Source organism: Lewinella sp. W8 (genome assembly GCF_004375085.3).
Lineage (GTDB): Bacteria > Bacteroidota > Bacteroidia > Chitinophagales > Saprospiraceae > Neolewinella.
Window position 1 is genome coordinate 125434 of sequence record NZ_SNAQ03000005.1, and the last position, 22927, is coordinate 148360.

Annotated in this window: 22 protein-coding genes; 18 read left to right on the plus strand and 4 right to left on the minus strand. The window is 56.4% G+C overall.

Going from position 1 to position 22927, the window contains the following annotated elements:
- Positions 1 to 38: 38 nt before the first annotated feature.
- The 5 genes from E1J53_RS07680 to E1J53_RS07700 are packed head-to-tail and all read left to right on the plus strand — an operon-like array spanning position 39 to position 4598.
- On the plus strand, positions 39 to 1427 hold the full coding sequence (locus E1J53_RS07680) for a bifunctional UDP-3-O-[3-hydroxymyristoyl] N-acetylglucosamine deacetylase/3-hydroxyacyl-ACP dehydratase (RefSeq protein ID WP_134272376.1): 1389 nt from the start codon (positions 39 to 41) through the stop codon (positions 1425 to 1427).
- A gap of 3 nt (positions 1428 to 1430) precedes the next feature.
- Positions 1431 to 2231, plus strand: a complete 801-nt coding sequence (gene lpxA / locus E1J53_RS07685; RefSeq protein ID WP_134272375.1) for an acyl-ACP--UDP-N-acetylglucosamine O-acyltransferase — start codon at positions 1431 to 1433, stop codon at positions 2229 to 2231.
- Complete coding sequence (locus E1J53_RS07690; protein ID WP_173021400.1) at positions 2221 to 2868, plus strand: ATP-binding cassette domain-containing protein; 648 nt, start codon at positions 2221 to 2223, stop codon at positions 2866 to 2868. Before lpxA ends, E1J53_RS07690 begins: the two co-directional genes overlap by 11 nt.
- A gap of 32 nt (positions 2869 to 2900) precedes the next feature.
- Positions 2901 to 3989, plus strand: coding sequence for an arginine-tRNA-protein transferase (locus E1J53_RS07695; RefSeq protein WP_134272373.1), 1089 nt, complete (start codon positions 2901 to 2903; stop codon positions 3987 to 3989).
- Between the two features lie 6 nt (positions 3990 to 3995).
- Positions 3996 to 4598, plus strand: coding sequence for a tol-pal system YbgF family protein (locus E1J53_RS07700; RefSeq protein ID WP_134272372.1), 603 nt, complete (start codon positions 3996 to 3998; stop codon positions 4596 to 4598).
- A 91-nt stretch (positions 4599 to 4689) separates the two neighbouring features.
- Here E1J53_RS07700 and E1J53_RS07705 read toward each other — a convergent pair whose 3' ends face one another.
- Complete coding sequence (locus E1J53_RS07705) at positions 4690 to 4902, minus strand: hypothetical protein (RefSeq protein WP_134272371.1); 213 nt, start codon at positions 4900 to 4902, stop codon at positions 4690 to 4692.
- Positions 4903 to 5029: 127 nt separating this feature from the next.
- Here E1J53_RS07705 and mazG point away from each other — a divergent pair, with 127 nt between their 5' ends.
- Both mazG and E1J53_RS07715 read left to right on the plus strand, forming a co-directional pair.
- A complete protein-coding gene (mazG, locus tag E1J53_RS07710) occupies positions 5030 to 5785 on the plus strand; it encodes a nucleoside triphosphate pyrophosphohydrolase (protein WP_134272370.1) in 756 nt (251 codons plus the stop codon).
- A 188-nt stretch (positions 5786 to 5973) separates the two neighbouring features.
- Positions 5974 to 6564, plus strand: a complete 591-nt coding sequence (locus E1J53_RS07715; protein WP_134272369.1) for a bifunctional nuclease family protein — start codon at positions 5974 to 5976, stop codon at positions 6562 to 6564.
- 84 nt (positions 6565 to 6648) lie between these two features.
- Here E1J53_RS07715 and fabD read toward each other — a convergent pair whose 3' ends face one another.
- Complete coding sequence (gene fabD, locus E1J53_RS07720) at positions 6649 to 7527, minus strand: ACP S-malonyltransferase (protein ID WP_134272368.1); 879 nt, start codon at positions 7525 to 7527, stop codon at positions 6649 to 6651.
- A gap of 116 nt (positions 7528 to 7643) precedes the next feature.
- Between fabD and E1J53_RS07725 the strand changes: the two genes are divergently transcribed.
- The 5 genes from E1J53_RS07725 (at position 7644) to sucC (ending at position 12956) form a co-directional block, all read left to right on the plus strand.
- Complete coding sequence (locus tag E1J53_RS07725) at positions 7644 to 8036, plus strand: DUF423 domain-containing protein (RefSeq protein ID WP_134272367.1); 393 nt, start codon at positions 7644 to 7646, stop codon at positions 8034 to 8036.
- 10 nt (positions 8037 to 8046) lie between these two features.
- On the plus strand, positions 8047 to 8814 hold the full coding sequence (locus tag E1J53_RS07730; protein ID WP_134272366.1) for a 5'-nucleotidase C-terminal domain-containing protein: 768 nt from the start codon (positions 8047 to 8049) through the stop codon (positions 8812 to 8814).
- A gap of 41 nt (positions 8815 to 8855) precedes the next feature.
- Complete coding sequence (locus E1J53_RS07735; RefSeq protein ID WP_134272365.1) at positions 8856 to 9767, plus strand: bifunctional UDP-sugar hydrolase/5'-nucleotidase; 912 nt, start codon at positions 8856 to 8858, stop codon at positions 9765 to 9767.
- A gap of 335 nt (positions 9768 to 10102) precedes the next feature.
- Complete coding sequence (dnaA, locus tag E1J53_RS07740; RefSeq protein WP_134272364.1) at positions 10103 to 11518, plus strand: chromosomal replication initiator protein DnaA; 1416 nt, start codon at positions 10103 to 10105, stop codon at positions 11516 to 11518.
- 235 nt (positions 11519 to 11753) lie between these two features.
- Positions 11754 to 12956 (plus strand): ADP-forming succinate--CoA ligase subunit beta, encoded by a 1203-nt coding sequence (gene sucC / locus E1J53_RS07745; RefSeq protein ID WP_134272363.1) that lies wholly within the window; start codon positions 11754 to 11756, stop codon positions 12954 to 12956.
- Positions 12957 to 13043: 87 nt separating this feature from the next.
- On the opposite strand, the gene E1J53_RS07750 is transcribed toward sucC, so the two are convergent.
- On the minus strand, positions 13044 to 14003 hold the full coding sequence (locus tag E1J53_RS07750; protein ID WP_134272362.1) for a sodium-dependent bicarbonate transport family permease: 960 nt from the start codon (positions 14001 to 14003) through the stop codon (positions 13044 to 13046).
- A 365-nt stretch (positions 14004 to 14368) separates the two neighbouring features.
- On the opposite strand from E1J53_RS07750, the gene E1J53_RS07755 reads away from it, so the two are divergent.
- A complete protein-coding gene (locus tag E1J53_RS07755; RefSeq protein WP_134272361.1) occupies positions 14369 to 15298 on the plus strand; it encodes a LysR family transcriptional regulator in 930 nt (309 codons plus the stop codon).
- Positions 15299 to 15420: 122 nt separating this feature from the next.
- The gene (locus E1J53_RS07760) at positions 15421 to 15963 is read left to right on the plus strand and encodes a YceI family protein (RefSeq protein ID WP_134272360.1); all 543 of its coding nucleotides are present in this window, start codon (positions 15421 to 15423) and stop codon (positions 15961 to 15963) included.
- A 53-nt stretch (positions 15964 to 16016) separates the two neighbouring features.
- Here the strand turns inward: E1J53_RS07760 and E1J53_RS07765 are convergent, their stop codons facing one another.
- Positions 16017 to 16715: a hypothetical protein gene (locus E1J53_RS07765; protein ID WP_134272359.1), complete on the minus strand. Its 699-nt coding sequence runs from the start codon at positions 16713 to 16715 to the stop codon at positions 16017 to 16019.
- Between the two features lie 143 nt (positions 16716 to 16858).
- On the opposite strand from E1J53_RS07765, the gene E1J53_RS07770 reads away from it, so the two are divergent.
- The 4 genes from E1J53_RS07770 to E1J53_RS07785 all read left to right on the plus strand — a co-directional run bounded on the left by E1J53_RS07770 (position 16859) and on the right by E1J53_RS07785 (position 22916).
- Complete coding sequence (locus E1J53_RS07770; RefSeq protein ID WP_134272358.1) at positions 16859 to 18997, plus strand: endo-1,4-beta-xylanase; 2139 nt, start codon at positions 16859 to 16861, stop codon at positions 18995 to 18997.
- A 215-nt stretch (positions 18998 to 19212) separates the two neighbouring features.
- On the plus strand, positions 19213 to 20709 hold the full coding sequence (locus E1J53_RS07775) for a T9SS type A sorting domain-containing protein (protein ID WP_173021401.1): 1497 nt from the start codon (positions 19213 to 19215) through the stop codon (positions 20707 to 20709).
- A 15-nt stretch (positions 20710 to 20724) separates the two neighbouring features.
- Complete coding sequence (locus E1J53_RS07780; protein ID WP_134272356.1) at positions 20725 to 21261, plus strand: M23 family metallopeptidase; 537 nt, start codon at positions 20725 to 20727, stop codon at positions 21259 to 21261.
- 440 nt (positions 21262 to 21701) lie between these two features.
- Complete coding sequence (locus E1J53_RS07785; RefSeq protein ID WP_134272355.1) at positions 21702 to 22916, plus strand: serine hydrolase; 1215 nt, start codon at positions 21702 to 21704, stop codon at positions 22914 to 22916.
- Positions 22917 to 22927: the final 11 nt, after the last annotated feature.

A 22927-nucleotide genomic window follows, 5' to 3' on the forward strand; every position in this document is an offset into this window, starting at 1 on the left:
CGTCCATACTTTCTTTTGCTACCCCACCAGATTGAAATATGAATCAACGCACGATTGCATCAACGCTTAGCCTGAGTGGCGTTGGCCTCCACACCGGAGCCCAGGTGACCCTTACTTTTCACCCCGCTCCCGTTGGCCATGGCGTGAAGTTCAAGCGTACGGATCTCGAGAACGCTCCCGTGATTGCCGCCGACGTTAACCGGGTCATGAGCACGGATCGCTCCACCACCATCGGCACCGATGATGGCAGCGTATCCACGGTAGAGCACCTGCTCTCGGCGCTGTCCGGCCTGCAAATTGACAACCTGCTGGTTGAAATCGACGGCCCGGAAGTTCCCATTCTGGACGGCAGCGCCAGCCCCTTCGTCGAAGTCCTCAACGGCGTTGGCGTAGAAGAACAGGACACTCCCCGCGACTACTTCATCGTAGAAGAGCCCATCTCCTACCGCGACGAAGCTACCGGTTCGGAGCTGGTGGCCCTGCCCTACGACGGCTTTGAGGTTGTCTCCATGATCGATTTTGACAGCCCCGTGCTCGGGCAGCAGTACGCTACGCTCCGGGGCGACACCGACTACGCTGAGGAAATTGCGCCCTGTCGCACCTTCGTTTTCCTGCACGAGCTGGAAATGCTCTTTGAGCACGACCTCATCAAGGGCGGCGACCTCACCAACGCCATCGTGATTGCCGACCGCCAAATCCCCCAGGACCGACTGGATAAACTGGCGGTAAAAATGGGTAAGGAGACCGTGGAGGTAACCGAGCAGGGCGTGCTGAATACCGTGGACCTGAAGTTCCACAACGAACCGGCCCGACACAAGCTGTTGGACGTCATGGGCGATATTGCCCTGCTCGGGGTGCCCATCAAGGGGCGCATCCTGGCCACCAAGCCGGGGCACACGGCCAACGTTGCCTTCACCAAACTCCTGAAGAAGGCCTACATGGACCAACGCCGCCTGAAGGGCAAGCCACACTACAACCCCAACGATGAGCCGGTCTTCAACGCCGTGCAAATCCAGGAATACATGCCTCACCGCTACCCCTTTCAGTTGGTCGACAAGATCATCGAAATGGGGGAAAACCACATTATCGGACTGAAAAACCTCTCGGTCAACGAGGAGTTTTTCCAGGGCCACTTCCCCGGCAATCCAGTGATGCCGGGCGTCCTCCAGATTGAAGCCATGGCGCAAACCGGAGGTCTTCTGGTACTGACCCAGCAAGAAGACCCCTTCGGCTGGGACACCTATTTCCTCAAAATCGAGAACGCGAAATTCAAGAATTTCGTCGTCCCCGGGGATACCGTATTGTTTAAGATGGAACTCCTTGCTCCCGTCCGCCGTGGCATCTGCCAGATGCGCGGCACGGCCTACGTGGGCAACAAGATCGTTTCCGAAGCCGAACTGGTGGCACAAATTGTAAAGCGCAGCTAGCCTATGTCTATTCATTCTCTTAGCGTCGTTCACCCTAACGCTAAACTGGGTGCCGGTACTACCGTCGGTCCGTTTAGCTACATCGAAGACGACGTGGAAATCGGCGAAGGCTGTGAAATTGGGCCTAACGTGACCATTTATGCCGGTTCCCGGCTGGGAAAGAACGTGAAGATCTTTCCGGGAGCGGTGATCGGCGGCATCCCCCAGGACCTCAAGTTCCGCGGGGAATACACCACCACGGTCATCGGTGAGGGCACCACGATCCGGGAATACGTAACCGTCAACCGCGGCACGGCCGCCGCGGGCACCACCGTCGTCGGTAAGCACTGTCTGCTGATGGCCTACGCCCACGTTGCCCACGACTGCATCCTGGGAGACAACATCGTCATTGCCAACAACGTCAACCTCGCCGGGCACGTCGAGCTGGAAGACTACGTCATCATCGAAGGACAGGTTGGGGTCCAGCAATTCGTGCGGATCGGGCAACACAGCTTCATTGCCGGGGGTAGCCTGGTGCGCAAAAGTGTCCCTCCCTACGTTCGGGCGGCCCGGGAGCCATTGAGCTACATCGGGGTTAACCGGATCGGACTGCAGCGCCGGGGGTTCACCATCGAGCAGATCAACGCCATCCACGAGATCTACCGGATTCTCTTCGTCAAGCGCCTGAACATCACCAACGCCATCACGGCCATTGAGGCTACGGTCCCCGTATCCAAAGAGCGCGATGACGTGGTTCGCTTCATCTCGGAAACGGAAAGGACCGGCATCATCCGCAGTTTCAACAGCCTGGACGATGCCAACTAGTACGGGACACTTCCCGGAGTTCAGGGTCGACTTCCAATCGGTCAGCAAACGCTTTGCCCGTCGGTGGATCCTGAAAGATTTTACTTACACCTTTCGCTCCGGCACCACCTACGGCATCAAGGGCCGTAACGGTTCCGGAAAATCCACGCTGCTGCGCTTACTCTGCGGACAGCTGACGCCCAGTCGCGGCGCCATTTCCTACCACCGGGACGAATCGCCCCTGAAGGTGGATGAAGCGTACCGGATGGTCAGCTGGTCGGGGCCCTATTTGGAGTTGGTAGAGGAACTCCCCATTGAAGAGTTCTTCCAATTTCATTTCAACATCAAGCCCCCGCTGCCCGGAATTAAAATTGGAGAAATTCCGCAATTGATTGAACTTGAGCCGTATCGACGTCGTAAGATAATGGACTGCTCCTCTGGTATGCGGCAACGGGTGCTACTGGCTTCCGCCCTCTACGCCAACACCCCCGTCCTGATGCTGGATGAACCCACCGTAACCCTCGATCGGGAAGCCGTGGAATGGTTTCACGAACAGCTTAACCGATACGGAAGCGGCCGCCTGGTGGTCATCGCCAGCAACGAGGACGACGACCTCAGGAGTTGTGATGAAATCATAACGATGAAGTCCGCGAATTAGCGGATATTCGCACCTTCGGATGTAACTCCCCCATGCTGTTTACCTACGCCGATAAAAACACCCCCTTTGTCCTGAGCCCCGAAAGCCTGGACTGGTACCTGGGTAAGGGGTGGTACCGCATGGGCGCCAACATCTTCACCACGCATTTTCTCTTCTTTAAGGAGCAGCCCTATTCGGCCATCTGGATTCGGGTGGACCTGGAAAATTTCAGCTTTTCCAAGCGGCAGCGAAAATTGCTCCGGAAGAACGCCCAACTCTTTGAAACCGTCGCCGGGAAGGGCGTCATTGACGACGAGCGGGAAAGCCTCTACCGGTTGTACGCCGCCAATTTTGACGGTCGGCTCTCCCCCTCCATCCGGGACAGCCTGGAAGAATACGACGGCGACAGTGTGTTCAACACCCACGAAACCACCGTCCGGGAACGGGTAAGTGGTAAGCTCGTGGCCGCCAGCTACTTTGACCTCGGGGCCAGCTCTGCGGCCAGCATCCTGGGCTACTATAACCAGGACCTCTCCTCTTTCTCCCTGGGCTACTACACCATGCTGCTCGAAATCCAGTACTGTCTGGAAGCGGGTATCCGGTATTATTACCCGGGATACATCGTGCCGGGGTACGAGCGCTTCGACTACAAAAAGCGTTTGGGAGACAGTGAATTCTTCGACCTCAAGACGGAGACCTGGAAACCCCTGGACGAAGAATACCTTCGGCGGGAAGGCCCCACGGAAGTGCAGGTCCGGGCCCTGACCGAACTCCGGGAGCGGCTCAACGCCCAGCTTCCCGGCACCTTCACCCTGGCCATTTATCCGCTCTTTGAGGCGGGGCTGTACGACATCTGGAATGATGACTACCTCCCCTACCCCTACTGCATCCCGCTGATGGTGGACATCGAGGGGAATGCCATCATCGTGGCCTATGACCCCAAGGACCGGGAATACCTGCTGCTCCACTGCCTCCACATGGTCCAGACCCAGATGCTGTTCAATCCCGCCTACCTGAGCGGGTTCCCCAAATCCGAGTATTTCACCGACTTGCTGGCCATCCGCCGCATCGTGCACCGCACCCACGACGTGGAGGAAATTGCCGGCGTTTGCCAGCTGGCCTTTAATCATCAAGAAGAATAACCCGTTATGCGTTCACTCCTTCTTTTTTCCCTTTTGCTCCTTTGTTTTTTCGGCTGCAACTCCGGTGAATCCGGCTCCGAAGCGGCCGGGGACGCCGCGACGCCCTTTGGTGCCGCCGCCGCCGCCCTGGAGGCCGGAGAATCGGCCGCAGCGGTAAGCAAGCTCCTGCTGGACAACTTTCAGTTGGTGAGTGATCAGGCCACCGGCGCCATCAATCTGGAGGCCAGTGCACAGTTTGCCGATCTGGCGGGAGCCCTGGCCAAGAAGTATCCCCAGGACACCATGGCCGCCCTGCCCCTCTACAAAGCTGCGGAGGTGGTGCGGGCCATGAACAATCCCGTCCGGGCCGCCAGTTTTTACGAAATGACCCACCGGAGTTTCCCGGGCTTCAGCAAGGCCGGCGAAGCCCTCTTCATGCTGGGATTCACCTACGATGAAGACCTTAACGACGAAGCGAAAGCCCGGCAGTACTATGAACAGTTCATCCGGGAATACCCCGATCACCCCTTCGCCGACGATACCCAGATGTTGATTGACAACCTGGGCAAGACCGACGAAGAAATTCTCCGGGAGTTGGAGGAGAAAGCTAAGGCCCTGGAGGAACAGTAATCCAGTTGGGTTTCTACGTAAAGTGGCGTGGCCGCAGGTGCAAAGTTTGCACCTGCGGCCACGCCATTTAAATACCGTTCTTCCCGGAAAATTACTTTACCTGGGGCATATCCGGCATTTTGCACTCTTCGTCGGGAGACTTTCCGCAGACGTCGCACTTGCCAATCTTGTTGGTCAGCATGGGGTTGTTGCTGGCGCAGGTTCCCCGAAACTCGTTTCCGGTCACGAGGTGACGGATATTGATGAGCACGAAGGAAAGGCCAAAAACGATAAAAATGACGGCGAAAAGTGCGATGAAGCTCATGAGGGTTGCTTTGGGGTTGCAAAGATAACGCCCCAGCCGCGATTGGGGTTGTTATTTGTCCACACTATTCCACTTCCCCACCCACGGGCAATGCCTACCTTTGTGGTCCGAAAAAACCTCCCCCGATATGTCACCGAAGCTAGTTGCCTTTGAACGCCTGCTGACCATCATGGATGAGCTGCGGGAGCAGTGCCCCTGGGACCGCAAGCAAACCTTCCTCAGCCTGCGCAAACTCACCATCGAAGAGACCTACGAACTGGCCGACGAATTGCTCAAAGAAGACCTGGAGGGCATCAAAGAAGAAGTGGGTGACCTGTTGCTCCACATGGTTTTCTACGCCAAAATTGCCAGTGAACGGGGAGCCTGGGACATCGCCGACGCGCTAAATTCCGTCTGTGACAAGCTGGTGGAACGGCACCCGCACATCTACGGAGACGTGATCGCGGAAAATGAAGAAGTCGTCAAACAGAACTGGGAGAAGATCAAGCTCGCCAAATCCGGAGGAAAGAAGACCGTCTTATCCGGCGTGCCCGAGGCCCTGCCGGCCATGGTCAAGGCCATGCGGATGCAGGAGAAGACCGCTCAGTTTGGCTTTGACTGGGAGAACAGCGATCAGGTCTGGGACAAGGTAGAGGAGGAAATGCAGGAGTTTCGTGAAGCCGAGTCGGCACGGGACCAGGAGGAGGAATTTGGCGACCTGTTGTTCAGCCTGATCAATTACGCCCGCTGGCGGGGCATCGATCCGGAAGCGGCCCTCGCCCGGACCAACATGAAGTTCCGTCGCCGCTTTGAATACGTTGAGCAGCGGGCCGGAGCGGCGGGACTGGCGCAAATGCCCCTGGCGGACATGGAGGCCCTCTGGCAACAAGCGAAAGATAAATAGTGGAAAATACCCTTTGAGTAGCGGGTTTTTAGCCGGGATTCAGTACTTTTTCCTGATGGAGAAACTTCCGGTGGTGGCGGAGTTCTCATTCGCCGCGAATAATTATTAACTTCGCGCCCCGCTTTTAGGGATGCACGTTCAACATTGCCCCCCTAAACCCCGTTTCAACCGCCAGAAGAATTTGACTTATGAATAAGATTGAGCTCCGGGTAATGGCCATCAGCCGCAGTGTAACCCAGTCCAGTAACTATGCGGTAGTGCTGGGAGAGCTGGAAGGTGCGCGTCGTCTGCCGGTCATCATCGGGAGTGCGGAAGCGCAGGCCATCGCCATCGCCATTGAGGGCATGGTGGGCCCTCGCCCCATGACCCACGATCTGTTCAAAAACACCCTCGAGACGCTACAAACGGAGTTGCGTGAAATCATCATAAGCGACCTCAAGGAGGGCATTTTCTTTGCCCGACTGGTGCTGGAACGCAACGGAGAAATCATCGAAGTCGATAGCCGCACCAGCGATGCCCTGGCCCTGGCCACCCGCTTTGATTGCCCGATTTACACCTACGAAGACATCCTCGAGTCCGCGGGCATTGTCCTGGAAGGCGAAACTGAGGAAGAGATGGAGGCCGTAGCCAATCAGGAGGATGCTCCGGAAAAGGAAGAAACTCTGGCCAGCTATACGGTAGGAGAACTGAACTCCATGCTGGAGGACGTCCTCAACGAAGAAAACTACGAGCGGGCCGCGCAGATTCGTGACGAGATCAAACGGCGGAAGGAGAGCTAGTTGCTGGTTGTGCTGGTTGCTGAAAAGAAAAGCCGCTGATTCCGAAGTGTGGAATCAGCGGCTTTTTCGTTCCGAGACCAATAGCTAGAGTTGTTCTACCGTCAGGCTGCGGTCTACTTTGCGGATGAGTCCGGCGAGGATTTTTCCCTTGCCACCCACTTCCACGAAGTCGGTCAGGCCGGCGGCCTGCATGGCCTGGACGGTCTGCGTCCAGCGTACGGGGCTGGTGAGTTGATCGATCAGTTTTTGCTTGATCACTTCCGGTTCCATACTGGGAGCGGCGTCCACGTTCTGGTAGATCTCGCAGGCCGGTGGGCGGAAATGGGCGGCTTCGATGGCCTCGCGGAGGCGGTCCTGGGCGGGCTGCATGAGGGGGCTGTGGAAGGCTCCTCCGACGGGCAGGGGTACCACGCGGCGGGCTCCCAGGTCGGCAAGAATTTTGCTCGCCTTTTCGACGCCCTCCACACTACCGGAGATGACCAGCTGGCCATTGGTGTTGTAGTTGGCGGGAACGACTACTTCCTCGATGGACGCGCAGGCTTCTTCGATCATGGCGTCGTCCATGCCCAGCACGGCGGCCATGGTGCCGGGTACGGCCTCGGTGGCCTCCTGCATGGCCAGTGCCCGTTCGGCAACCAGGCGGAGGGCGCTGGCGAAGTCCAGCGCTCCGGCGGCTACCAGGGCGGAGAATTCACCCAGACTGTGGCCGGCAACCGCGGCGGGCTGCTCAATGTCGTCGGCCACCAGATAGGTAATGGCCGAATGGACGAAGATGGCCGGTTGGGTAATTTTCGTCTGGCGTAGTTCTTCCTCGGTGCCGGAAAACATCACCGTGGACAGGCTGTACCCCAGAACATCGTCTGCTTGCTGGAACAGGGCTTTGGCTTCGGCGTTGAGGTCCCAAAGGTCTTTGCCCATTCCACTGAATTGGGCTCCCTGGCCCGGAAATACGTATGCTTTCATGGCCGCGAAGATAATACCTTTCCCCATCTCCCGAATCCCGGAAGAATTCTGGGTCCGGGGGGCATTTTTGACCAAAGCGATACACGTCGAAGGGGCGGGGCCAGTACCTTCGCCGCATGGAAAAGATTGTGAAACTTGCCGCCCTGCTGGGTGCACTGGCCGTCGCCCTCGGAGCCTTCGGGGCCCACGGACTCAAAAACCTGGTGGGGCCCGACCAAATCGAGACCTTCCAAATCGGCGTACGCTACCATTTTCTCCACACCCTGGCCATTTTACTGGTCGGTGTCCTGTGGGACAAACCGACGCTGGGCAAAACGATGCTGAATCGGTCCGTCTGGTGTTTCGGTTTGGGGATGCTCCTCTTTTCGGGCTCGCTGTACCTGCTCAGCCTGCGGGAGGTCCACGGTCTGCCCGTGGGTTTTCTGGGTCCCGTCACGCCGATTGGCGGACTGCTGTTGATTGCCGGTTGGGTGATGCTTTTCTTTGCACCTGCGCGCCGCGCCCAATAATCCGGTACCGATGAACAGAACCCTTTCCCTCCTTTTTTCGGGCTCCCTGCTATTCCTGCTCGGCTGTAATACGCCCAAGGGTGCGCCCACCTTCCAGGCCCAACTGTATCCCATCGACCAGGACACCCGCGTGGCTGCGGCAGTCGGGCGGGAGGAAGCCCGGGCCGCCGCCGACCTGATTGCCCCCTACAAAGACCAACTGGACGCCAAAATGAACCGGGTGCTGGTGGAGGTTTCCACCCCGATGGTCAAGGACCGGCCGGAAAGCAACCTGGGTAACTGGGTAGCGGACCTGCTGGAAAGCGCCGCCCAGGACGTTTTTCCCGATCACGACATTGCTTTCGCGGTGCAGAACCACGGAGGTATCCGCATTCAGGGCATCAATACGGGCCCGCTCCGGGTGTCTAAACTCTACGAACTGATGCCCTTCGACAACGAGTTGGTGGCCATGGAGCTTTCGGGCAAAGTAGTCAAGGAGTTCGTGAACCATATCGTCAACGATGGCGGATGGCCCGTGAGCCAATCCCTGCGGGTCAGCCGGCAGGATGGCCGGCTGTCGGTGAAGGTTAACGGCGAAGAAATTCAGCCCGACCGGCAGTACGTGATTGCCCTGCCCGATTACGTGGCGAGTGGTGGTGGCGATTCCGAAATGCTGCGCGGAAAGCCCCAAATCAAGAGCGGTCGCCTGGTCCGGGATCTGCTGATCGAGTACGCCGGAAAAATTACGGGCCCGCTCAGCGTGACTTCCGCCGGCGACCGGATGGCCATCGACCGCTAACTCTCCTCCTTCCCTAACGCTTACCCAAGAACCTACCTTTTATGCTACTTACCCGCCGTCACTTTCTTCGTCAGGCTGCCGTCGGGGGCGGTTTGCTCCTCGTACCGGGCCTGGCGCAGGCCCGCGCCATGAGCGCCCCGCGGCTCACCATTCTGCATACCAACGACTGGCACAGTCGCATTGACCCCTTCCCCGACGACGGCGGACGCAACGCCAATCGGGGGGGCGCCGAACGGCGGGCCGCCCTCATTGCCAGGGTCCGCGCGGCGGAACCCAACGTGATGCTGCTGGACAGTGGGGACATCTTCCAGGGCACGCCCTACTTCAACTTCTTTGCGGGCGAACTGGAAATTAAGCTGATGAGCCAGATGGGCTACGATGCGGCCACCATCGGCAACCACGATTTCGACGGAGGCATCGACAACCTCGCCACCCAGCTCCGGCACGCTAACTTCGAGATGCTGAGCGCTAACTACGACTTTAAGGGCACCCCCATGGAGGGAAAGACCAAGCCCTACCGGGTCTTCAACAAGGGAGGTATCAAAGTGGGCGTTTTCGGACTGGGCATCAAACTCCGGGGCCTGGTCCCGGAACAACTGTACGGCAACACCCAGTATCAGGACCCCGTGGAGCGGGGCAATGCGATCGCCCGGGTGCTGCGGGAGAAGGAGAAGTGCGACCTGGTGATTTGTCTGAGCCACCTCGGCTTCCGGTACCGCAGCGAAGAGGTGAGCGACGTGGTGCTGGCCGAAGCCTCCAAAGACATTGATCTCATCCTGGGCGGACACACCCATACCTTCCTGGATGAACCCGTGGTGGTCAACAACCAACAAGGTGACCCCGTGATCATAAATCAGGTCGGTTTTGGCGGCCTCCGGCTCGGTCGACTGGACGTAACTTTTCCCGGTAACGGCCGGCGGCGGTGCGTGGCTTGCAATAATTTGCGAGTATAAAAAGTGGTTTAATCGCGTCCTGCTTATGACAAAATTGCCGATTCCGGGGAATATTCATGCCAAAGAAAATTCTGCCGGAAAAAGATGCAATTTCCTTGCTAGAGTCCTGTGTTTAGCCTCATATTTGTCGTCCGCCTTTATGATAGGAGGCGTAGGAGAATGACACCGTCTTTGCCAGCTAATTCCATCCCTCGGAGGGCAACCACCTATGCTAGCAAGACCCTATGGGTTATACCACTCCAGCTGTAACTTACTGAGAATCAAGCCATTTTATTAACTTATTGGTGATCACACCCACCAATCGGAATACTTTTACTGTGCAACTGGGATACAAAATGGATCATACTGCTGTTTGGGCTAGCTGCCTACAAACCATCCGACAGGATGTCGACCCACAAAGTTTTCAAACTTGGTTCGCTCCCATTCGTCCGGTGGCTTTAAACAGCAATGAACTGACCATTCAGGTACCCCATCGCCTGTTCTACGAGTGGCTGGAAGAGCACTACATCGAGATCCTCAAGAAGAGCCTCAACCAGGCCCTGGGCACCTCCGGACGCTTGCAGTACCGGATCAACCCCAACCGCCAGGAAATGCATTCCAGCAAGCCGGTGGCGCAGCAGACAAACGGGAGTGGTGTGGCTCCCGGTCCGCAGGCGACTCCCGGTAACCCTTTCGTCATCCCCGGCGTAACCCGCCCCCGTATTCCGTCCAACCTCGATCCTCAGTTCACCTTTGACAACTTCATCGAGGGCGATTGCAACAGCCTGGCCAGAAATGCCGCCAAAGCGGTTGCCAACAATCCGACGAATACCGCCTTCAACCCCCTGGTGATCCACGGGCCGGTCGGGCTCGGTAAAACGCACCTGTTGCAGGCCGTGGGTAATTACATCGCCGATAAGTTCCCGGCCAAGGCCGTCCTCTACGTCAGTACGGACACCTTCACCAACCAACTTGTCAGCTCCATCGGAAGCAACACCACCAACGACCTGGTCAACTGGTACCAGAACGTCGACGTACTGCTGGTGGACGACATTCAGCAGCTCGTCAAGCGGAAGAAAACGCAGGACGTCTTCTTCAACCTCTTCAACGTACTGCGGCAGAACAACAAGGCCATCGTCATGACCTGTGACCGGCCGATCATTGAGCTGGACATTGAGGAACGGTTGCGGAGTCGTTTTCAGTGGGGGCTGAGTGCGGACCTGAGCGTACCCGCGCTGGAGACGCGGATGGCCATCCTCAAATCCAAGGCGGACAACAACAAGGTGGACATCCCCGCCGAAGTGGCGGAGTTCATCTGCTTCCACATCCAGAATAACATCCGTCAGCTGGAAGGCGTCCTCAATAACCTGGTGTTGCACAAGGGCGTCCGTGGTGAGGAAGAAGTAGACCTGAAACTGGCCAAGGAAGTACTCAAAAACTTTGTCTCCGAGATCAACAAGGAGGTAACCCCCGACGTGATTCAGCGTACCGTAGCGGACTACTACGACCTCGAGGTGGAAAAACTCGCCAGCGCCACGCGGCGGCGCCAGGTGGTTTTGGCCCGTCAGATCAGTATGTTCCTGGTCAAGGAGTATACCGATCAAAGCCTGAAGGCCATCGGCCGGATGTTCGGTGGTCGCGACCACTCGACCGTCCTCTACTCCATCAAAACGGTCCGTGACCTGATGGAAACCAACGACGAGATCAAGAAGGCCCTGGCGGACCTGGAACGCAAAATTCGCATCGGCCAGGGAGAAGGCGATCTGGTCTGATTGATATCAACGAAGGGCGGAAAAACAGCACCCTCAATTTTAAAGGATTCAATTTGGGCGAGCACGCAGGTGCACGGCTCACCCCGGCGGCCATGCACCTGCGCATCGTCGCCATAATTCTTGCTATTCTCAGCCTGCACCTTCCTCTCCGAAAAACTCCACGGGAATTGGTGTAAAAGGTTCCGTTTGGCTGACACAAATTGCTTACCTTCGCAGCCCAAACAAGCCAAACTGAATGAACCTCCACGAATATCAGGGAAAATCCATTTTGACCAAGTACGGTGTACCCATCCAGAACGGTTACGCCGCCGACTCCGTAGAAGAAGCCATGGCCAAGTATGACCAGTTGGCCGAGGAGACGGGAAGCTCTTTTGCCGTCATCAAGGCACAGATTCACGCCGGTGGCCGCGGTAAGGGCGGTGGAGTAAAGCTGGCCAAAAACCGCGCCGAAGCTCAGGAGCACATTTCCAATATTCTTGGCATGCAGTTGCGGACCCCGCAGACGCCCGGCGGCATGGAAGGCCCCGGTAAGCAGGTCAATAAGATCCTCGTCGCCGAGGATGCCTACGCGCCGGACTTTGACGCCAACAAAGAATACTACATCTCCATTCTGATGGACCGTCAGCGTCGTCAGAACGTGATCATCCACTCCACCCAGGGTGGTATGGACATTGAGGCCGTTGCCGAAGAAACGCCCCACCTGGTGCACAAGACCTACATCGACCCCGAACTGGGCATGCAGGGTTTCAACGCCCGGGAAGTGGCCTTCAACCTCGGCCTTACCGGAGCGGCATTCAAGAACATGACCAAGTTCATCTTCAAGCTCTACCAGGCTTTCGTGGGCAGCGACGCCAGCCTCATCGAAATCAACCCCTGTCTGCACAAGGCCGACGACAGCATCGTCGCCGTGGACTGCAAGTTCAGCCTCGACGACAACGCCCTCTACCGCCACAAGGACCTCGCCGAAATGCGGGACACGACGGAGGAAGACCCCGTAGAAGTAGAAGCCAAGAGCTACGGCCTGAACTACGTTAACCTCGACGGTAACGTGGGTTGTATGGTGAACGGTGCCGGCCTGGCCATGGCCACCATGGACATCATCAAGCTCTCCGGAGGAGAACCCGCCAACTTCCTCGACGTCGGCGGTACGGCCGACGCGGCCCGCGTGGAGCAAGCCTTCCGAATCATCCTGCGCGACCCTAAGGTGGAAGCCATCCTGATCAACATCTTCGGCGGTATCGTTCGCTGCGACCGGGTAGCCCAGGGTGTGGTGGATGCCTACCGGAACATCGGAGACATCAAGGTTCCCATCATCGTGCGCCTCCAGGGCACCAACGCCGACATCGCCAAGGAACTGATCGACAAGTCGGGCCTGAACGTGCGTTCCGCCATTGCGCTGCAGGATGCCGCCAACGAAGTGAAAGCGGTGCTGGGGTAGATTTATCCACGTAACCCGAAAAGCAAAGCCGCCTTCCCGGAATGGGGAGGCGGCTTTTTTGGTTAGGTAGTGAAGGTAGCTTCTCCCCTACCCACCCACCAGGGCGAAGTAAATCGGCAACCCGAGCGTAATGTTGATGGGGAAGGTCACGGCCAGGGCCATGGGTAGGTAGATGCCGGGATTAGCCCGGGGTACGGCAATTTTCATGGCCGCCGGCACTGCAATGTAGGAGGCGCTGGCCCCCAGAACGGCCAGGATGAAACGGTCGCTGGGGTCGCTCGTGATGCCGCCCGTGAGGTAGGAAATGATCGTGCCCATTACCAGGGGCATGATGATGGCAAATACCAGCGGAGAAAAGCCCCGACTGATGAATCCCTTGAGGTTCCGACCACTCACGATACCCATATCCAGCAGAAAGATGACGAGGAACCCCTTGAAGATGTCGTTAGTGAAGGGCTTGATGCCATCCGCCTGAGAATCGTTGGCGATGAACCCGATCAGGAGGCTTCCCAGAATCAGGAGTACACTGCCGTTGGTGAAGGAGTGTCGGATGGCGTGGCGTTTCGATATTTTTTCCTTCTCCCCCCGGGTAAAGATGGAGATCAGGAGTAGGCCCACGATGATGGCGGGGCTTTCCATCATGGCCATGACGGCCACCATGTGGCCGTGCATCGGCAATCCGTGCACTTCGAGATAGTTGACCGCCGTCACGAAGGTTACCGCACTGACGGACCCGTAGGCGGCCGCAATGGCTCCGGCATTATACACGCCCATTTTCTTGCGCAGCAGGAAAAAAGTCAGCACGGGAATCAGCACCGCCGTGGATAAGCCGAAGGCGATGGTGGCCATCACCTCCGGCGTAAAGTCCTGATGCCGTAACTCGTGGCCGCCCTTGAAGCCAATGGCGAAGAGGAGGTACATCGAAATGAATTTCGATGAATTTGGCGGAATTTCCAGATCACTTTTCACGCACACCGCCAGGATTCCCAGGACGAAGAACAGCAGGGCGGGATTACTAAGGTTCTCTAGCAGTAAATCAATGCTCATAACGTGAGGGGTTAGCGTAGGGAATTGGCGCGGAGAGCACGAACGGCTTCCTTTGCCAGCAGTCTCAAGGACCGCGCAATGAGTGATGATGTTGAATGTCCGGGCCTGCGATGACAACCAACTACGTTGCGAGCTGCCCGGAAGAAAAAGAATTAGGGGATTAGGTGTCTATAAGTTCAGGTAGGGGTTTTGGTAGGGTTGATAGTCACTTTTCTTATCCTCGATTCAGTCCGAGGTTTTCTTCGTTTGGTGGTCGATCATTGGTCCGGGGCATAAACACGTTCTTTTTGATGACGCCGCAAAAGTAGTACGTACCAGGTATTAGTTATTATTTATAATTTGCATCAGGCATATAAGATTTACTTATGAATTATACCCTGAGCCAGCTACGCGTTTTCCAGAAGGTTGCCCAGCTAAGTAGCGTAACCCAGGCGGCCAAAGAACTTCATCTTTCCCAGCCCGCCGTCTCGGCTCAACTAAAAAACTTCCAGGACAACTTCGACCTCCCACTTACCGAAGTAATTGGCCGCCAGCTGTTTATCACCGATTTTGGCCACGAAATCGCCGCCATGGTTAACGTCATGCTCGATCAGCTATACGCCATCCAGCAGCAGTCCCTCATTCATCAGGGGCAACTGAGCGGCCGACTGAAAATTGCTACGGCCTCCACCGGCCAGTACGTCCTGCCCTACTTTTTGTCGGATTTTGTCAACCAACACCAAGGCGTGGAACTGGCCATGGACGTCACCAACAAGGCCAAGGTGGTAGAATCCCTAAAGGCCAATCGGGTCGATCTTTGTCTGGTGTCCATCGTTCCCCCAAGTCTTTCGGTCAACCAACTCGACCTACTCCCCAACAAGCTTTTCCTCGTGGGGAAGGCCAATGCTCCATTGGCCGAAAAAACGCATAAGACCGACCTGCTTTCCGAACTCCCTCTGATCTACCGGGAAACGGGATCGGGTACCCGGCAGACGATGGAAGCCTTTTTGCTAAAAAACAAGGTCCAGGCCCGGACACATCTCCAGTTGCGGTCCAACGAAGCCGTCAAGCAGGCCGTACTGGCCGGACTCGGATACTCCATCATGCCTCTCATCGGTCTGCGCAATGAGCTGCGCGACAAGCAGCTCAAAATTTTCTCCGTCAGGGGACTGCCCATTCAAACCACCTGGAGTCTGATCTGGCTCAAGGACAAGAAATTACCACCACCCGCCAAGGCCCTGGTGGAACATCTACGGGAAGAAAAAGAAGCACTCATCAACAAGTACTTCGCCTGGCTGGAAGAACTGGATCATTAGGAGGACATGACTGCGATGTAGACGGAATACGATCATCACCCCCAACGCCCGATGGCCGACAAAAGGAATTCAATCCAGGGCCAACCCTTCAAAAGCTGACGCAGTTAGGGGGAGAAAATGGCATGCGTAAAACTATCTTCCTTTTCTCCCTGGCGCTATTATTCGTTTCCTCCAGCGTTTTCGCCACGCTGTTCCTCGACTGGAACCTGACGGAGGACTATACCGTAAAGTTCAGCACCCAAAAGGCCGAAGGCACCCTGAAGGGACTCAAGGGGTCGGTGATCTTCGATCCCGCGGCTCCCGAGTCGGCCCGCTTCGACGTTACGGTGGACGTGGCTACCATCTCTACGGGCAATAAAACGAAGGACAAACACGCGAAAAACAAGGGTTGGTTTCACGCAGCAGCTCACCCCACGATCCGATTCGTCTCGGAGGAAGTTGTTGCCACGGGAAATAAGTACCTAGCTTCGGGCCAGCTCACCATCAAGGGCATCACCAAGTCCGTAGCCATTCCCTTTACCTTCTCCCCCAATGATGCGGGTGGATTGTTCGAAGGAACGTTGACGGTAAAGCGAGCGGACTATGACCTCAATGGCCCCTTCCTGTTCGGTGGGCTGGTCGGAGACGAGGTGCTGGTCAGCCTTCGGGTCCCGGTGACGAACTAGTGGCCGGTTCGCCTTCAAGGGGGCGTTTAGCCACTGGTTGGCCCGACGAACCGCTAGCTTTCCGGATCCCCTTTGGGCAGCCGGACGATGATCTGGATGACCTCAACGCCGATGTCGGCAAGTTCCGGCAGATCACTCATGATCCGCTTGTCGCCCACGATACTCATGGGGATTCCTTCGTTGCGGCGTCCCTCATAGTCGTAGGCCAGCCGAATCCGGTAATCTTCCAGGTTTCCGCCCCGCCAGTCGGTCACCACGCCGCCGTAGTCCCAATCGAAGCCCATCAGCTCGAAGGGATTACCGTTGAGCTCGTTGAGTTCCGCCAGGGTCGTGCCGATGCGAATGCCCGTCCCCCTGCCGTACCAGGTCGTGTCGGGGGCATCGATGGTGATCTGTAGATCTTTAAGGTTGATCTCTCCGCCGGGGAAAATGACGCTGAGCTCTCCGGCCTGGTCGGGGAATAGCCGGTATCCGGGAATAAAATACCCCTCGCCGAGGTGGATGCTGTCGGAGACAAAGTTCTCCTCTCCGTAATCCGCCGCGATGGTCTGGGGGGTGGAGGTCGCCGTAATCATCCCGATTCTTTTACCCGGTGTGAAGGTCCGGTCGTTCTGGTAGGCGACAAAGGGTTCCGTTTCCGTTTCTGGCGTCACCGCAGGTGCAGAGTCTTCCGGTGTGGCCGTGTCGGGAGCGTCATTTCCACAACCAGACAGGAAGATTACAGAGCACAGGAGTAGCAGAGATAAGCGCATCGTATAATTACTTGAGTATCGGGCGCGAAAATAGGATTTCCTGATCAATTATTGTCTTGGGGCGGATAAGGGTAAGGATATACCCGCGGACACTTCCGTCTGGACATCGGAATAATCTATATTTAGCTACACAAGCCACATTGATGAAGAACCTACTAACCCTGATTACCCTTATCGGTTCCCTGGCGCTTGGCGCCCAGGCGGATGCCTACCACGCCCAACTGACCAACTGGCTCGCCACCCAGTATACCCTTACCGGCGTCACCTACCCCATCGCCGACACCGAAAACGAAATTTACGCCGCCACTTACAGCTGGACGGCCTCCCGAAACCTGGTGACCGCCCCGGACGACCAGGAATTTTCGCAGGTCGTCCGACTTTCTTCTCCCGGAGGGCTGGTCAACCGCTGGGACGCCGGCTTCGGGGTGGCCAATATCCAACCGGTTGGCCTGGGCGACAAACTACTGGCCGTCGTCTGGCTGCGCGTGGACGGGGGCGAGGATGCCACGGGTAAGGTGGCCCTGGTGCTGGAGCGTGCGGACAACTTTGATAAAGAGTTCGACCTCATTGTAGAATTGGACAATTCCTGGCGGCGCTACCTGATTCCGGTGGAGGTGCGCACCCGCTCCCACCCGGCGGGTGGCCTCCAGTTCGGGATTCACCTCGGTTTTCAGGAACAGGTGGTCGAAGTCGGTGGCTTCACCCTACTTAATTACGGTCCCAATTTCCCCCTGGATCAGTTTCCCAACGACATCAACAATGATGAATACGGCGGATTTGAGGCCGACGCTGCCTGGCGGGCACCCGCCGCCCAGCGCATTGAAGAGCTGAGGATGGCCGATCTGGAAATTCTGGCCCTTGACCAAAACGGCGACCCGCTGCCGGCAACCGGGTTGGAAGTCAGGATGCAACGCCACGCCTTCGAATTCGGGACGGCCATCAAGGCCTGCCGCTTCCCCGGTGGCCGGTGCTACAATGCCACCTTCGTGGACAAAATTTTTGATCTCGACGGCCGCGGCCATGGCTTCAATTCGGTCGTCTACGAGAACGACCTCAAGTGGCCGGCCTGGGAAGAGGAATGGATATCCCTGAACGAGCAAACCATCCGGACGATGAGTTTTCTGACCGAGCGCGACGTCAACATCCGCGGACACGTGCTCCTCTGGCCCGGCTGGCAAAACTTACCGGCGGATATGGAGGCCAACCAAAGCAACGTCAACTACCTTAAGCAGCGCGTCGACGATCATCTGGTAAACTTTCTGGAAACCCTGGATTTTGACGAGTACGTCCGGGACTGGGACGTCATCAACGAAATCAACACAAACACGGATCTGGCTGCCGCCCTGGCGGGAACCGCGGGATACACCACCGGCCGGGAATACTACGCGGAGGTCTTTGCCCGGGCCCGGGAGCTGGCTCCCGACGCCACCCTGTACCTGAATGACTACGTAACCCTCAGCCTCAACAACAAGGAGGGGGTACTGTACGACCAGTATCAGGGATTCATCGCCGAGCTGGTCAACGCCGATGCCCCCATCGACGGTATTGGATTTCAGGGACACATCGGCGCCTCCCCCAACAGCATCTACGACGTGCTGGAAACCTACGATGATTTCGCCCAGCAGTTTGGCCTGGAGGCCAAAATCACGGAGTTTGACCTCCCCCCCAGTGTGTCGGAAGAGTTGGCGGCAGACTACCTGCGCGATTTCCTGACGGCCACCTTCAGCCACGAGAGCATGACGGGTTTTCTTTTCTGGAACTTCTGGGACGTCGATACCTGGGCTAATCCGGGCGCCAATCTTTACCGGGCCGACTGGAGTTCCACCCCGGCCCACGAAGCCTTCGTGGACCTGGTGTTTAACGAATGGTGGACCGAAGAAGACCTCCAGACCGACGCAAGTGGTCTGGCCAGCACCCCCGCCTTCAAGGGCTACTATGAGGTTACCCTCAATTGTGGTTCCGAGCGGGTAACGACGAGCTTCGATCACCTGGGGGACCAGCGGGTGACCATTGACTGCAGTCAACTGGTGAGCCTGCAACCCGAACCACTTCCCGCGGGCAGCATTACGGTTTCTCCAAACCCATCCTCCGGGCCGGTGACGATCCAGAACCGGTTAGGGGTGAGCCTGAGCGGGGAAATTCTGGATGCCGCGGGCCGTTCCCTCTGGCGGGGAAAGATCACTTCGGGCACCACGGAATTACCCCTTGACCTTCCCGCCGGCAGCTATCATCTGCAGCTTCGGGAGGGGCGTCGGATGAGTACGTTTACCCTGATTCGTTAACGGATCGTGGGGCGCTTCCCGACTTCCGATCAACCTACTTTACTGCTCTCCCGTAACTACCTGGCACCCGCACGCCGTGCCCCACCTTCGACCAGAAGTGGAGAATGGGCAGTGGCATTGATTATCTTTGGGCAAGAGTTTTAGTGACCATGGAAACAGCTGGGCGTCCACAGATCATCTTCCCCACGGTAAGACCCAGTGAATTGAACAACACAATGCAACGACTTTCCCTTCTTCTCCTTCCGGTATTTCTGCTCTTCAGCCTTCAGGTGTCCGCCCAGAATGAGGTGACGCTCAGTATTCCTGATGCCATCCATCCCGGCGGTGATGCCCCCATCTGCGTTCCCGTGATCGCCGATAGTTTTCCCAATATCGTCATCGCCCAGTTCAGTCTGAGCTGGGACACGGCCGTCGTGGATTTTGCGGAAGTTCGCTTCGGCGAAGATCCCCTCGGACTGGCCTCTAACAGCAACAGCACCAATATGCCCGAGCCGGACGTCTTCGTCGTGGTGTGGACCAACGAGGACGTAAACACTGGCGTCACGCTGGAATCTGGTACTCCGATTCTGGAACTCTGCGTTACCCCCAAAGTCGCCAGTGGCACCACCGACATCATATTTGACGACTTTCTGGAACCCGAATTCGCCCAGGGAGGGACCGTCGTGGCCTTTCCCAATACCGTCAACGACGGCAGCATCACCTTCGGCGCGGACGTTGCCACCTTCGTCCTGCCCGGCGACACCAACGACGACGGTCAGGTAGACCACCGCGACGTTATTGGGCTGGGTTTTGGTCACGGCACCACCGGTCCGGCCCGCCCCACTCCGGGAGTAGCCTTCAGCGCCCGGGTGGCCCCCCTGTGGACGGAAAGCCTTCAGTCGGGCATCAACTACGCCACGCTCGACGCAGACGGCAACGGTTCGCTCAATGATGATGATCTGACCATCATCAGCACCTACTACGATCAGTTCGTCAACGACAACTGGCAGGCCGCTCCGGTGCAGGACAACATGGGTATCCCCGGTGCCCCGTTAATCATTACGGATGCCAGCCTTAGTTCCGGGCAACCCGCCAGCGTGCGGGTGGAGCTAGGGGATGTTGCCATTAGTGGAGCAGCGGGTTATGCGATGTCCTTTGCCGTACTGTTTGATCCCGCCCAGATTGACCCGGGGTCCATTTCCGTTGATTTTTCCGACTCCTTCCTCGGTGACGATTTGCTCACCCTGGCGCGGGTAACCAACAATGCCAGTGGGCGACTGGAAATTGCGCTGGCCCGCAAGGATCAGATCAACACCACTAACGCCGGCGGACTGGTGTGCACCATTAATTTCACCCCCGCAGTCAGTGAGGACGACTATACGCTGACCCTGAGTACGGAGAGCAACTCTTACCAACTGGCGGATGAATCCAGTGCTCCGGTGAGCGGACAGACGACCGACCTCACCGTATCGGGCACCACCTCCGTCCGGGAGCCCCAGTGGGCGCGTGACCTCACCATTTTCCCCAATCCTCTGACCGGCGAAGTGCTCTCCGTGCGGGGAAATCAGCGAACATTTGACCACATCAGCGTGCTGGAAGTAAGTGGTCGCCAACTACTTGACTTCCTCGGCAATCAGCGACAGTTGAACCTGAGTGCGCTGCCCGCGGGAACCTACCTGGTTCAATTTCAGCTGGGTGGACAACAAGTTTTGCGGCGGCTCGTCGTTAAATAACCCAAAATAATCCGCGTGTTTGAAAGAGGTCTGGCTTTACTGATCGTGACGTGCCTGGGGATGATCGGACTCCGCATCCACCAGCATTTCCAAGCATCAGCGCCCGCCTCCGAAACACCCACCCAAGTGAACGATCCTGCACCGGCAACCCCATCGGCCACCGAACTGGTGTTTCCGGTGCAGGACCACGGCCTGGAAGACGTAATCTCCTACTTCGGGGATTCGCGGGGTAACCGCAGTCACCAGGGAATTGACATCAAGGCCCCACGGGGAACGAAGGTCGTGGCCGTAACGGACGGCTTCATCGAAAAAATCCGGGAGGGAGCCCGCGCCGGGAAGAGTCTGTATCTGCGGGACGCCAAGGGCCGCCTATTCTTTTACGCTCACCTCGAAGACTACGATACCGAGGAGTTCGCCGCCGTCGAGGCCGGCGACGTCATCGGAGAAGTCGGGAACACGGGTAACGCGAAACTGACGTCTCCGCATCTTCACTTTGAAATTCTGCTGGGTAAGGAAAAAGAGCCGCAGGACCCGGTGACGTACTGGGAGTAGCCCATTAGCACAAGTATGTTCTTCAATCGAGGGAGCACGGAAGGTACAATGCCCCATGGTTGGTTAGCCTAAGGGTGGCGCAACCGAGGGCTTCATCCATTTAACGCTGGTTTTTAGGGAGCTCTTACTTAGAGCAATCGTGACGTGCACGGGATACCTCTAGACTTTTGACCTCAAATTTCCGAAGGTTATAATAGACCGAATCAAATGCTTAGATTCATGAGGTCGATCCAAATATCGACACATTTATGTAGGATGATGAAGATTTTGCGCTTGAGATTATGAGCTGCCAGTGTTCCGACGCCGTTCCACTCGGCTAACCCTTCGCAAAGCAGACTTCCAACCACAGTTTCCCTCTGGGCTTAACGGTAGATTGTTATCAACCTACATTCGATTTTTTCCGGAAACAATGTGTTCCTGCGCCAAATAGAAGATGAAAAATGAGGTATTTATTGATGGCCATGGTGCTAATTGCCTTTTGCTCACGATGCCATAAGAACCCGAGCAAGTCACCGGGATTATATACTTCTGACACCGAGTATATTTCTCTGGTCAACAGTATTGACAGCCTTGTTCATCAGTTAGTCAAAGACCAGCATACGGCGGGAATTAGTTTCGGAATCCAACGAGCTGGCGGGAAGCCATTCTTCAGATCGTATGGGATGGCAGATATTGAGCATGCCGTTCCGGTCAAGGCATCTTCTTTGTTCAACGTTGCATCCGTCAGCAAACCCTTCACCGCAATTGCCGTAGGTATTTTGATTGACCGGCAACAACTTAGCCTGGAAACGAAGATTGATGAATTTTTTCCTGATTTTCCCTTGGGGGGCCACATAACTATCTACCAGCTAATGTCCCATACGTCGGGCATTCCGGACTGGTGGATGGGAGGATTACCCGACAGTATTTCGACCAATTGGACTGTTGACCCCAACCCGCATCTTGTGCTGCAGCAAATGCAGACCACTTCTTTATTTGATCCGGGAACCAAGCACTTTTATTCCAACAGCGGCTATTTATTATTAGGAGAAATAATAGAAAAGATTTCGGGAAAAGAGTACCGAGAGTTTATGGAAGAAGAACTCCTCCATCAATTCGGGGCGAACGACTCTTTCATCGAAGAAAAAGGAATGAAAAGAGATAGTCTCTGGACTTGGGGATACGGGACGAACATCACTGACTCTACTTCCAACAGCAAGCAATTCTTCAAACATGATTTTAATGCATATTCCCTAAAATCATTCGGCGGATTGAAATCGACTCCCAAAGACCTGCTGTCCATTTGTCACAATTTTTTCAGTGGCCAAATCCTCGAAAAAGCAACCGTGACTAAAATGCTTGAGTACGCAACAACGACAAATGGCAACTTTGTGTACGATGAATTATTTGTCCCGGAAGGATTTCCCCCACCGCAGTTACCACCCCATATTTCCAGGAATGGATACGGTCTCGGCTTCAGTCTTATGAGTCTATACGACAAGCCGGTCATTTGGCATAGTGGAGGGATGCCCGGCTATAATGCCATACTGGTTCACTTCCCGGAATCTGAGACAACCCTGGTTATTTTATCGAATACGGATAATGGCATCATTCCGGAATACGAAGGGATAATGAGAATTGCCTCGCAGATTGAAAAGGAAACCAACGGCAAATAAGTAGCTACGCG